Below are 11,881 nucleotides of genomic sequence, written 5' to 3'. Positions count from 1 at the left end.
CAGGGCGGTACGTGCGAGTCCCCGAGGTCCACTCGGGGCCGGGGCTATATTCCCGTCCAGGCCCCTTCTGATCATCGCCTGCGACGGATCATCGCCCGCAGCGCCCTCGCCGCCGGCGCTCGCTGGCCGGCGCGCAGCGTCACCAGCAGGCCAGCCGCGCCGCGCCATGGCGCGACGGCGCCTGGCTCACCGCGCCGGACGAGCGCCGGCGGAGAGACGTGCTGTGGTTCACCCGTGCACCGCAATCGATGCCGGCCGACTCGGCATCATCGGTCAGCTCGCCGCACGGCGCCCTGTCGGAGCGGGGATCCGTGTCAATCGAGGCGCCGCGCTGAACGCCGGTATCTCCGGGCGCCCTCGCTCACTCCGGCTCTCCTCTGTCATCGGTGCCAGTCGGCTCACCCGGCTCGACGCCGGACGCCGTAGGGCGTCCCGCGAGCTCCCCCGCCGCGACGACGCCTCTCCTGCTCCTGTGGCGCTCCGCTCAGAGAGTGCCCGCGATCCACACGCTCCCGGGGCCCAGGCCGACGCGCGCGCTCCAGGGGGCGTAGGCCGTCGGCCCGCGGCCGCGCGCGGACGCCGCCGCGGCGTCAGGCGCAGACGGCGCGGTGATCCAGAGGATCGCCCCGCCCACGGCGAGGGCCGCGCCCGCGATGAACACCGCCGTCCCGATGTTGCCCTTCGCCACCGCGTCGTCGCGCAGATCGAGGCCCGTCTGATCGACGCAGCGGCCCGCCTCGTCGCAATGGCCGCCGTCGGTGGCCTTGTCAAACGTCGATTTTGCCATGAAGCCGAGCGCCGTGCCGACGCCGAGCCCGACCACGCCGAGCCCGACCCCCACCATGCCGAGCGGCTTGCGGATGCTCCCGCCCTGCGCCGAAGGCGGGTCGCTCGCCGGCGGACGGACCGGAGGCGGCGGCGCGCCGCTCGATCCCGGGGCGGAGGCCGGCTCCGTGGCGCGCTCGAGCGCCGGCACCGTGACGCTCACCACGCCCGGCTTGTCGATCGTGACCTTCAGCTCCCAGGGCTCGTACCCAGGCGCGGCGGCGGCGATCCGATGCTCGCCCGGGTCGAGCGGCACCGCCGTCCCCCAGAGCGCCCTGCCCACGGCGACCCCGTCCCGCGTGAGGCCCAGCCCCGCGATCGACGACGCCGGCGGGACCACGATCTGCAGGCGGGAGAGCCGCGGCTCGAGCGCGGCGGCCCGGGCGCGCGCCACCCGCTCGCGCTCCGTCTGCCCGGCCGAGAGCGAGGCGGCCGCGACGTCGCGGAAGCCGATCCACGCCGTCGCGAGCTTGCCGGTGCGCTCGTAGCAGTCGGAGAGGTTGAAGAGGGTGCCGATGCCCGGGTCGATCGCATGGCTCTCGGCGAACTTCGGACAGGCCTCGGCGTGGTTCCCCGCGGCCACCAGCGCGCGGCCCTCGTCGAACAGCGCGACCGCGGCGGCGCGCTCCTCCCGGGTCGGCTCGGCGGCGCCCGCGGCCGGCGCGAGCGAGGCGAGCGCAGCAAGCGCCGACAGGAGCGCCACCGCTCGACGGCGACCCGACCCGGAGAGCGGCGCGCGGGAGACCGCAGCAGGGCAGCCGGACGCCGGACAGGGGCTCGAGAGACGACGATGGGAAAGCAAGACGGCACCTCTCCTGGGCTCACGGGACGTCATCGCGGATCGGAAAAGAAGTCTTGCGGCGCGGTCGATGTGGGGCGGGTCGGCGGCGGGGGCCGCCCCGACGGCCGCGCGCCCTTCGACGACCCCGGCGGCCGCGGCGCAGCGGGCCCGCTCGCGGTCGGCCGCGCGGTAGCGACCTCGGACACGGGCGCTTCAGGCGGCGGCGCAGGGCCGCCGTCGAGGAGCTCGGCCGCCTTGCCCGCAGCCAGATCGGCCGCGGGCGCCGACGCGTCGCGCGAGGGTGCCTCCGGCGAAAGCGGCGCCTCCGAGGGCGCCGACGCGGCGAGCGGCGCCCCACCCGACGCGGGGACGCGGAGCGCGAACCACACGAGCCAGGCGAGCCCCGCGGCGCCCACGAGCGCCGCCGCGAGGGCCGCCGCGATCCCCAGGGCGCGCGCCCGGCCGCCCTGGCCCGACGAGGCGCGCGTGCCGCCCCAGGAGCGATCCGTCGCCGCGCCGTCCGAGAGGAGCGCCGTGGGCGCGCCAGCCCACGCGGAGCTGGCCGCCACGCCCTTCCCATCCGGGTCGCTGGACGACGGCGTCCCGCCGGCGGGCCCTGGCGACGCGGAGCTCGAGCGCCGGGGCAGCCCGGGCGCGCGGCCCGCCTCGGCGCCCGCGTCGAGGCGGATCTGCAGCACGCGCGCGGCGCGATCGGCCAGGTGCTGCGCGTGCGGCGGCGCGAACCGAGCGAGCTCGGCGGCGAGCTCGGCGATGTTGCCGAAGCGATCGGCAGGGCTCTTCTGGAGGCAGCGCTGGACCACCCAGCCGAGGCGCTCGGGCACGTCGGACCGCTGCGTGTCGAGCCGCGGCGGCCCCTCCAGGATGCGGTCGTAGATGGCCATCGCGGAGTCGCCCCGGAAGGGGACGGCGCCCGTGAGCAGCTGATAGAGCATGGCGCCCATCGACCAGATGTCGGCCCGCACATCGACGCTCTTCGAGGAGACCATCTGCTCGGGCGCCATGTAGAACGGCGAGCCCAGCATCGTCGAGCTCTCGGTCATGTCGTGCGCCTTGGGCGCGGTCGCCTCCGCCGCGAGGGCCATCTTGGAGATGCCGAAGTCGATGACCTTGATGAGCGGGCTGCCGTCGGCCCGCTGGGTCAGGAACAGGTTGCCCGGCTTCAGATCCCGATGGATGATGCCGAGCGCGTGCGCCTCCGCGAGCGCGTCGCACGCCTGGAGCAGGTAGTCGCAGGCGAGCGCGACCGGGAGCGGCCCGCGATCGAGCAAGACGGCCTTGAGGTCGGTCCCCTCGAGGTACTCCATGACGAGATAAGGCTCGCCGTGCGCGAGCGTGCCGACGTCGTACACGCGCGTCACGTGCTCGCTCCGGATGCGCGCCGCGACCTGCCCCTCGCGCAGGAAGCGGGCGACGAGGTCCGCGCGCTCGCGGGCCTGGGGCCGCAGGAACTTGATGGCCACCCGCTCGCCGAGCAGGAGATGGCGGGCGGCGACGACCACGCCCATCCCGCCCTCACCGAGGACGCGCTCGACCTCGTATTTCTCCGCGAGGACGTCCCCCACGCTCACCGGTACGACCATGCACGCCCTCGATCCGCCCCTCCGCTAGTATCAAAACAGCGCGTGCGCGACAACGCGAGCTTTCCCGGAAATCAGCGAGGGGCAAGGGAAGCCGCCGCGCCGCCATAGTCACCCGGCCAACGGCCACCCGAGCTCGCGCGCGTTGCTCGCACGCATCGCGGGTTCGCCAGCGGCGCGCTCTGCTTGTATATGCATGACGCAATTTCACCATGAGCACCGTTTCACCATGATCACCGAGCCGACCGATCCGTTCGTCCTCGCGCGCGAGCTCCTCGAGCAGCGGCAAACCACCGAACCGACCGACGCGACCGCCATGACGCTGGCCACGGCGGACGCGTCCGGGCGCCCCTCCGCGCGGATGGTGCTGCTGAAGGGCATCGACGATCGCGGGTTCGTGTTCTTCACCAACTACGAGAGCCGCAAGTCGACGGATCTCGCGGCGAACCCGTTCGCCGCGCTGTGCATCCACTGGGCGAAGGCCGCGGAGCAGATCCGCGTCGAGGGGCGGATCGAGCGGGTCAGCGACGCGGAGTCGGACGCCTACTTCGAGACCCGCGGGCGGGGCAGCCAGATCGGCGCGTGGGCGTCCCGGCAGAGCGCGCCGCTGCCCTCGCGCGAGGCGCTCCTCGAACGGGTGCGCGAGATCGAGCGCCGCTTCGAGGGCCGGCCGGTGCCTCGGCCGGAGTTCTGGGGCGGCTACCGGGTGGTGCCGGAGCGCGTCGAGTTCTGGTACGGCCAGGAGAACCGCCTGCACGACCGCGTGGTGTACGTCCGCCACGGCGACGGCTGGCGCGTCGAGCGGCTCTACCCCTGAGCGCGGCGCGATCGTCGATCACAGGCGCTCCGTCACGCTCCGTGACCCGCGCCGGGGAGAAGCCATGAAGTCGAAGACCGACTATTTCTACTTCGAGACGAAGGCCAGGCGCGAGCTCATCAACGTCACCGAGCGCGTCGCGGCCGTCGTCGCCGCGAGCGGCATCCAGGAGGGCATGGTCCTCGTGAGCGCCATGCACATCACCGCAGGCGTGTTCGTGAACGACCACGAGCCGGGCCTCTGGGAGGACATCTGGGCGTGGCTCCAGCAGCTCGCCCCCGAGGGGCCCGACTACAAGCACCACAGGACCGGCGAGGACAACGGCGACGCTCACCTCAAATCGATCCTCGTGCACCACCAGGTGATCGTGCCCATCACCGCGGGGAAGCTCGATCTCGGGCCCTGGCAGCAGATCTTCTACGCGGAGTTCGATGGCGGCCGGCGCAAGCGCGTCGTCGTGAAGGCGATGGGGGAGTGACGCCGCCGGCCGACTTCCCGCGGTAGAGCTAGCCGCCCGCGTGCGCCGCGGGGGGCGGCGCGTCGGGCCTCGCGCCGCCGTACTCCCTCGCCCCGCGCTGCATGAGCGAGGCGATCGCGCCGAGCGCGTCGGTCCAGGCCTCCTGGTGCGCCGGGGACCAGTCCGCGGCCGCGACCTCGGCCATCGCGGAGATCAACGCGTCGGCGACCCAGGGGTACATCGCGTCCGTGACGCCGTAGTCGACGTGCTTTGCCCCCATCGCCATGAGCTTCTCCTCGAGCCACGACGCGTCCTCCAGCCGGTCGATGACCGCGGCGAGCGCCTCGGTGAGCATCTTCTCCTGCTGCTCCTGGCTATTGCGCCCGAAGAGCGGCTTCACCTGCGGATACCGAGAGAACAGGATCCCGTAGAAACGGTGCGTGAGGTCGGGCGCCCTCTCGATCACGAGCTCGAAGCTCTCCCGCAGCAAGCCAACGTTCAATCCCATGACAAACCTCCAGGCACGGGCGCCGTGCCCGTGCTACCCGTCGTCGGCGGTCGATTCGCCCATCGGCGCGCGCCAGAACGTTAACGTTCGCACGGGCCGTGCCAGGGGCGTTTCTCCGAGGATCGCGTCGATCCTCGCCGGGTCGGCGCGCCCGGCGACGGGCGGCGGTTTCCCGTGGGAAACCGCCGCCGGCTGCCGAGGGCTGCCGCTCCGGCGGCGCCGACCCGCGCGCCGCCCCGACGCGCGCCTTGCTCCGCTGCACCCCACGGTGTCTCCTGCCGGTGTCTCCGACAGGAAACCTCCGTCGCCTCCGTCTCCTCGAGGAACCCGCGTGACCCTGCTCGACGCCGTGCTCAGCCTGTCCGAAGCGCCCGCCCGCGACGAGGCGCTGCAGCGGATCCTGCGCGCGCTCGCGCGGGTGACGGCGGCGGACGCGCTCTCGGTGCTCACGGCGGCGGAGGACGGCTCGGTCGGCGTCGCCGCGCAGATCGGGCTGTCGCCGGCCGCCCTGGGGATGAGCTTCCGGCCCGCGGAGCACCCGCGGCTCCACAGGGCGACGCAGGCGGCCGGGCCGATCCGGTTCCTCGACCCGAGCGAGCCTGACCCCTACAGCGGCTGGCTGCTCGGTAACCCCGGAGAGATCCATCCGATCCACGCCTGCATGGCCGTGCCGCTGCACGTGCAGGGCCGCCTCGCCGGGCTGCTGACGCTGGACGCCTGCGATCCCCACGGCCTCCGCGGCCTGCGCGACGAGGACGCGCGCGTGTTCGCGGGGCTCTGCGCCGGCGCGCTGCGGCTCGACGCCGGCGCCGGGCTGCTCGACGCCGGCCCGGAGGCGCGCCGCGCGATCGGCCCGGCGTCGAGCCGCAGCGCGCCGGCGAGCCGCCCGGCCGGGATGCAGCGGATCGAGCGCGAGATCGCGGTGCTCGCCCCGCTGTCGGTGCCGGTGCTCGTCACGGGCGAGACGGGCGTGGGGAAAGAGCTCGTCGCCCGCGCGCTGCACGAGCGATCGCCCCGGGCGAGCCGGGCGCTCGTGATCGTCAACTGCGCGGCGCTCCCCGCGCAGCTGGTCGAATCGGAGCTCTTCGGCCACAGGAGAGGCGCGTTCACCGGCGCCACGGCCGCGCGCGCTGGCAGGTTCGAGGCGGCGCACGGCGGGACGATCTTCCTCGACGAGATCGGCGAGCTCCCGCTCTCGGCGCAGGCGCAGCTCCTGCGCGCGCTGCAGGAGGGGGAGATCCAGCCCGTGGGCGAGGACCGGGCGCGCCGCGTCGACGCGCGGGTCGTCGCGGCCACGAACCGCGATCTCCGGCGGGAGGTCGCCGAGGGGCGCTTTCGCGCCGATCTGTTCCATCGGCTCTGGGTCTACCCGATCTGCGTGCCGCCCCTGCGCGAGCGGCGCGAGGACATCCCCGCCCTCTGCGAGCGCTTCGCCGCCGAGCTCGCGGCCGAGCTCGGCGCGGGGCGGGTGGGCTTCACCGAGGCGGCGCTGGGCGCGCTCGCGCAGGGAGCGTGGCCGGGCAACGTCCGCGAGCTGAAGAACGCCGTGGAGCGCGCCGTGCTTCGCCGGACGATCGCGGAGGGCAAGAGCGCGGCCGGCAGGGCGCTCGTCGTGCGGCGCGAGGATCTCGACGCCATCGACGGCGCCGCGCCGGAGCGCCCGCTCGCCCCGCGGATCGAGCTCCCCGGGGAGCGGCTGCGGCTCGCGGACGCGCCGCCGGGGCAGCTTGTGGAGCCGCTGGCAGAGGCGCTCGAGAGGGCCCGCCGCGAGGCGTTCGCCCGAGCGTTCCGGGCAGCAGGCGGCAACGCGGCGACGGCCGGACGGCTGCTCGGGCTGAGCCGATCGTTCACCTACAAGGAGGCGGTGCGCCTCGGGCTCATCCCTCCGGCCGGGCCGCGCAAGCGCTGAGGAGCCCGAGCGAGACGCCGTCCTCCTCGAGGGACGGAGCGCAGCGCCTCCACGGAGACGACGCTCAGCGCGCCGGCTCGGGGGCGCCGATCCCTTCGAGCGGCACGCGCGCGAGCGCCGTGTAGCGCGCCCCCTTCGGCGTCAGCTCGCTCTGGTAGACGATGATCTCCTCGATCCGCGTCTCGCCGAAGTCGACGCTGCCGACCGCCTGAGCGCAGGCGTCGAGCGCCGGATCGCCGCGCGGATCGCGCGAGCGGGCGAGGGTGAGGTGCGGCTCGAACGGCCGGTCCTCGGGGACGTAGCCCGTCGACATCGAGAGCGTCTGCTCCAGGTCGCGGTGGATCGCGGTGAGGGCGCCTACCGCGCCGCCCACGCCGAGCCAGAGCACGCGCGGGCGACGCCGCGTTCCGAACGCGCCGCCCTTCTCGATGCGCAACGTGAGCGGCCTGTGGAACGCGGCGACGCTCCCGGCCGCGGCGATGACGAGCGGCAGGCGCTCCTCTCCGATCTCGCCCATGAAGGCGAGCGTGATATGCAGCCCGGCAGGCTCCACCCACTTGGCGGACGGAGCCCGCGGCGAGATCTCCCGCAGGAGATCTCCGACCTTGGCGAGGAGCTCGGCTCCCGGATCAACGGCGACGAAGACGCGCACAGCTCACCTACGCTCACCCACGCTCAGTTACCACCCACAGACTTCACGCTCGTTCTGCTCCTCGAGCCACCTCCGGAGCGGCTCGAAGCACTCCAGCAGGGCGCCCGGATCGGCCGCGGTCTCCCCCGTCACCGCCCGCCGCGGGCGGCTCGCGCCGAGCGAGCGCATGGCGCCGCTGCGCGCCGCGCCCAGCCCGAGCGCGACGAGCATCGGCGGACGCGCGATGGCCGTCGGGGCGAGGGCAAAGCGGACCACGGGCCCTTCATACACGCCGGACCGTGCCGAGGGAACCAGGAGCGACGTGTGATCGTCGGGGCGCGGCCCCGGCGAGCCGCCCCTCCGGAGTCAGCCGCACCATCCAGCTCCCCGCGCCGTCCGCGATTCACCCGTACCGTCCGCGATTCGCACGGGTCGGCGCTACCTGGGCGAACCGCCCCGCGGTGACGGCTGCCATGCGGCGGTGAACTGCCGTTACAATGCTCACCCACCATGAGGAATGCCCTTGCGCCCAGGCCCACGCTCTCGGCGGTCCTCGGCCTCGCCGCCGCCGCCCGCCCGGCGCCCCGCTCGCCCGCAGGACGGACGAGCGGTCGCCGCCCGACGGCCCGGAGTGGCCGCTCCCGGTCGCCTCGCAGCGCGAGGCGGCGAAGCGCTGCGACGAGCTGCGACCTCGAGGTGAGGTGCAGACGGATGCCCCACCCCGACGCGCGCGCCACGACCTCCTGCGCCACGACCCCCTGCGCACCGAGCGACGGCCATGAGTGAGCTCGAAAATTTCTCGTTCGTGATCCCCGGCGAGCTCGCCGGCATGGCCTATCCCCACGCGCCCCAGGCGGTCGAGGAGCTCGCGGAGCTCGGCTTCCGCAGCCTGGTGTCGCTCTCTCGTCGGGCGCCGCCGCCTGCGGCGGTGGGCCCGCTCATCCACCTGCATTGCCCGCTCGCCGACTTCACGCGCATCCCGAGCGTGGACCTCCTCCGCGCCGTGGCGTTCCTCGACCGGGCGCCGCGGCCGATCGCCGTCCACGGGGAGGGCGGCGTCGGGCGCACCGGCGTCGTGCTGGCGTGCCGCCTCGTGTCGCTCGGCAGGCCGGCGGCCGAGGCCATCGCCGAGGTGCGGCGCGTGCGGCCAGGCTCCATCGACGACCCCGAGCTCGAGGCGTCGGTCGCGGAGTTCGAGCTGTTCTACCGGAGCGCGCACGAGCAGGCGACGCCGGCCCCCTTCAACTTCGCGCCCGCGTCGCCGCTCGACCGGATCGTCCACGGCGCGGAGCGGCCCGGCTTCGGGACGGCGAGCTGGTCGGCTTCCGGGATCCGCTCGTCCGTGGTCGCGCCGCCGAGCCCGGCAGCTCACCCGGATCCGAGCGACGCGCCCGTCGAGGCGTGGCTCGCCTTCATGGCGCGGCACGGGATGCGCGAGGTGCTCTGCCTGCTCGACGAGGGAGAGCTGGCGCTCCACCGGATCCCGCTCCTTGGCCGCTACCAGCGCGAGTTCCTCCGGGTGACGCACGTGCCGCTCGACGGCGGCGCGCTCCCCTCGCCCGGCGCGCTGGAGCGCGCGCTCGACGCGCTCAGGCGCGCCGAGTCGAGCGGCGCGCCCGCCGTCGTGCACTGCGCGTCCGGCGCGGGCCGCGCCGGCGTCGTGCTGGCAGCGTGGCTGCGCGCCCGGCACGGCCTCGCCCCCGAGGCCGCGATCGGCGCGATCCGGGATCACGCGCGGCACTTCGGCGCGCACCGCGACCCGCTGAAGGCAGGGCCTGCGGCGCGGGATCTCATCGCCGGCGTGCCGGCGCTCGCGTGAGCGCGCCGCTCGCGCGAGCGCGCCGGCCCGCGGCCCGGCGGCGTCCAGCGTCACCCGCCGGCGCTTCGCCCGGGCCTCGCGCGCCGGTGCTCGCGGTACATGCGCAGGGCAAAGGCGCCGGCCGGCTCGCCGCGGAGCCCTTCGGCGAGCGCGCGGAGCTCGGGCGGCAGCTCGGAGGGCGGCGGGAGCGGCGACGGGTGGTGCTCGGGCGCGAGCAGCGGCGCGGCGAGCGCGGCGAAGGTGAGATCGGCGGCCGAGAAGCGCTCTCCGACGAGGTACGGGCGCCCGTCGCGCAGGCGCTCGTTCACCGCGTCGAAGACCGCGCGGAGCTTGCCTCGCGAGCGCTCGGCGGACGCGGCGTCGATGCGCATGACGCGCTTCATGACCGCCCGCGCGACCGGGTAGTAAGCGCGGAAGGTGCCGCGCCCGAACCACCAGGGCGCCGCCGCGCCGGCGCCCTCGAGCGAGCGGAACGACCCGCCCATCAGGGCGAACGCGCCCTCCGCGTCGGGCAGGAGGTGAAAGTACGCGACGCGGCGGGTCGCGGGGCCGAGGTCGGCGTCGAAGCGCTGCTCGAGCGCCTCGACCTCGGCGCGGCCCGCGTCGGGCTCGCGGGGACCCTGGAAGAAGAGCGCGCGCTCCGGCGGCACGAGCGTGTCGGCGTAGCGCAGGATGTCGGTCGAGTCGGCGAGCACGCCCGCCGGCGAGACGAGCACCGGGACGGAGCGGCGCCCGCCGGCCCTCAGCGAAGGGAGCGCGTGGGCGAGCGGGAGATAGGCGTCCTCCCGGTACCGCGCGCCGGCGCGATCGAGCGCCCACCGCGCCTTCTCGCAGAAGTGGCTCCAGGGAATGGTGATGAGGCGGAGGGGCGCGCCCGCGCCAGGACCGGACATCAGGATCTCCAAGAGCCCTGGACGACCCGGGCGCGAAGCGCGCCTCAGTGCCGGATCTCGAAGAGGTGGATGCCGTACGCGGGGAGCTCGACGCCGAGGCCGCGCGACAGATCGACGAGCTCGTCGCCGTCACGCGGGTGCTCGTTGCCGGTCATGAGGTCGGCGAGCAGGACCTTGCGGCCGGCGATGCCGGCGATGTCGAGCGGGATGCGGCACCCGCTGCGCGACGGGGCGAAGTTGATCACGGCCACGAGGGGCGCCGCGCTCCGGGGCGCGCCGCAGGCCGGGAGCGGCTCCCACCGGTAGGCGACGAACGCGTCGGCGCCCGGCCCGCGCGCGGTGAGCGTGGCGAAGCTCCCGGTGCGCAGGATGGGGCGGCGCACGGCCGCGAGCAGCCGCTCGTGGAAGGCGAGGCAGGCCTGATCGACCGGCTCCTCGGGGGCGCGGGCGAGGTGCAGCGAGGCGCGCACCGTCCGCCCCTCGAGCTGGCCGTGGTGGATGAACCGCATCCCGGGCACCGTCGCCGCGATGAACTCGGCGGCCCGGCGCCGATCCGGGGGGAGCACGGCGGCGATGCGCGGCTCGTCGTGGTGCTCGATGAAGCGGACGCTCCGCCGCTGGTAGTCGGGCGTCGCCGCGAGGTGGCCGCGGACCGACGACGCGGAGGCGTGGCTCAGCCGATCGTAAAGGCTCTTGTCGAAGGTGTAGTCGAACCCGAGCATCTGCAGGCGCCACTCCAGGTCCCAGAAGGCCTCGGCGATGAAGACGAAGCTCGGGTGGTCGCGGCGGACGGCGTCGATGGCCTCGGCCCAGAACTCGCCGGTGGCCTCGGCCTTTCGCTCCACCGGCGGGCGCTTGGACCACGTGCGCCGGAAGACGTCGTCGAGCACCAGCACCGCCATGTCGCAGCGGACGCCGTCGCACCGCGACGCGACGCCGCGGAGCGCCTCGACGGACGCGGCGCGCGTCGCCGCGAGGCGGTAGTCGAGCTGGGCCGTGTCGGGCCACGGCGGGATGTACGGGTCGCGCCCGCTGAGCGGGGCGCCGTCGTCGCCGGCGATGAAGAACTCGGGCTTCTCCTTCACCCAGTGGTGATCGCGCGCGACGTGGTTGGGCACGAAGTCGAGGATGACCCCGATGCCCCGCGCCGCGAGGCGCCGGCGCAGATCCGCGAGGCCGGCGTCGCCGCCGAACGCGGGGTTCACCTCGTAGCGCGCGACAGCGAACGGGGAGCCGGCCACGTCGGCCTCGGTCCAGTCCGGCAGCACGCGGTCGTACTCGGCGCGCAGGTCGGGATCGGTGAGCGAGCGGCGCGGGCCCTCCTCGCCGAGCGTCCAGACGCCCATCAGGTGCACGTAGTCGACCCCGAGCGCGGCGAGCCGGTCGAGCGCCGCGTCGGGCACGCTGGCGAGCGTCACCCTGGCCTTGGCGGCGCGCGAGAGCTCGTGGAGCCACACGCGCACGAAGATCGCGTACAGCAGGGGGTGCTGGTGGGCAGGGACTAGGGAGCTCATCGATTGGATTGGGGACGGCGGGGCCCGCGAGGGAGTCGCGGACAGCGGGCGTCGGCCGGGGATTGTCTGCGCGCTCGGGTGGTCCCTGCAAGCGCGATCACGATGTGCTGCAGGCGCGGCCGGCCCAGG

The 11,881-nt window shown here is 74.7% G+C and carries 11 protein-coding genes; 4 read left to right on the top strand and 7 right to left on the bottom strand.

The features are described 5' to 3' along the window. Positions 1-484: 484 nt before the first annotated feature. Both ACSRUE_RS22935 and ACSRUE_RS22930 read right to left on the bottom strand, forming a co-directional pair. The gene (locus tag ACSRUE_RS22935) at positions 485-1,528 is read right to left on the bottom strand and encodes a hypothetical protein (protein ID WP_441292863.1); all 1,044 of its coding nucleotides are present in this window, start codon (positions 1,526-1,528) and stop codon (positions 485-487) included. A 128-nt stretch (positions 1,529-1,656) separates the two neighbouring features. Then, positions 1,657-3,207, bottom strand: coding sequence for a serine/threonine-protein kinase (locus ACSRUE_RS22930; protein ID WP_441292862.1), 1,551 nt, complete (start codon positions 3,205-3,207; stop codon positions 1,657-1,659). A 226-nt stretch (positions 3,208-3,433) separates the two neighbouring features. On the opposite strand from ACSRUE_RS22930, the gene pdxH reads away from it, so the two are divergent. Together pdxH and ACSRUE_RS22920 are read left to right on the top strand one after the other, a co-directional pair. Then, positions 3,434-4,021 carry a pyridoxamine 5'-phosphate oxidase gene (pdxH, locus tag ACSRUE_RS22925; RefSeq protein ID WP_441292861.1) on the top strand — a complete coding sequence of 196 codons (588 nt, stop codon included), beginning with the start codon at positions 3,434-3,436 and terminating at the stop codon, positions 4,019-4,021. A gap of 64 nt (positions 4,022-4,085) precedes the next feature. Next, complete coding sequence (locus tag ACSRUE_RS22920) at positions 4,086-4,499, top strand: secondary thiamine-phosphate synthase enzyme YjbQ (RefSeq protein WP_441292860.1); 414 nt, start codon at positions 4,086-4,088, stop codon at positions 4,497-4,499. Positions 4,500-4,527: 28 nt separating this feature from the next. Here the strand turns inward: ACSRUE_RS22920 and ACSRUE_RS22915 are convergent, their stop codons facing one another. Beyond that, the gene (locus ACSRUE_RS22915; RefSeq protein WP_441292859.1) at positions 4,528-4,986 is read right to left on the bottom strand and encodes a globin domain-containing protein; all 459 of its coding nucleotides are present in this window, start codon (positions 4,984-4,986) and stop codon (positions 4,528-4,530) included. A 331-nt stretch (positions 4,987-5,317) separates the two neighbouring features. Here ACSRUE_RS22915 and norR point away from each other — a divergent pair, with 331 nt between their 5' ends. Next, positions 5,318-6,895 carry a nitric oxide reductase transcriptional regulator NorR gene (gene norR / locus ACSRUE_RS22910; protein ID WP_441292858.1) on the top strand — a complete coding sequence of 526 codons (1,578 nt, stop codon included), beginning with the start codon at positions 5,318-5,320 and terminating at the stop codon, positions 6,893-6,895. A gap of 64 nt (positions 6,896-6,959) precedes the next feature. Here norR and thpR read toward each other — a convergent pair whose 3' ends face one another. Both thpR and ACSRUE_RS22900 read right to left on the bottom strand, forming a co-directional pair. Next, positions 6,960-7,547, bottom strand: a complete 588-nt coding sequence (thpR, locus tag ACSRUE_RS22905; protein ID WP_437766328.1) for an RNA 2',3'-cyclic phosphodiesterase — start codon at positions 7,545-7,547, stop codon at positions 6,960-6,962. Positions 7,548-7,574: 27 nt separating this feature from the next. Continuing rightward, complete coding sequence (locus ACSRUE_RS22900; RefSeq protein ID WP_441292857.1) at positions 7,575-7,802, bottom strand: M2 family metallopeptidase; 228 nt, start codon at positions 7,800-7,802, stop codon at positions 7,575-7,577. Between the two features lie 502 nt (positions 7,803-8,304). On the opposite strand from ACSRUE_RS22900, the gene ACSRUE_RS22895 reads away from it, so the two are divergent. Beyond that, positions 8,305-9,345 (top strand): phosphatase domain-containing protein, encoded by a 1,041-nt coding sequence (locus tag ACSRUE_RS22895; protein WP_437766326.1) that lies wholly within the window; start codon positions 8,305-8,307, stop codon positions 9,343-9,345. 50 nt (positions 9,346-9,395) lie between these two features. Here the strand turns inward: ACSRUE_RS22895 and ACSRUE_RS22890 are convergent, their stop codons facing one another. Continuing rightward, the gene (locus tag ACSRUE_RS22890) at positions 9,396-10,238 is read right to left on the bottom strand and encodes a glutathione S-transferase family protein (protein ID WP_441292856.1); all 843 of its coding nucleotides are present in this window, start codon (positions 10,236-10,238) and stop codon (positions 9,396-9,398) included. Positions 10,239-10,282: 44 nt separating this feature from the next. Next, entirely contained in the window at positions 10,283-11,752 is a 1,470-nt protein-coding gene (locus tag ACSRUE_RS22885) for an alpha-amylase family glycosyl hydrolase (protein ID WP_437766324.1), read from the bottom strand. Positions 11,753-11,881: the final 129 nt, after the last annotated feature.

Origin of the sequence: Sorangium sp. KYC3313 (assembly GCF_052075895.1) — a bacterium.
GTDB classification, from domain to species: domain Bacteria; phylum Myxococcota_A; class Polyangia; order Polyangiales; family Polyangiaceae; genus Sorangium; species Sorangium cellulosum_B.
The sequence above is the reverse complement of the archived record's forward strand: the minus strand, read 5'-3'. Positions and strand labels throughout refer to the sequence as shown.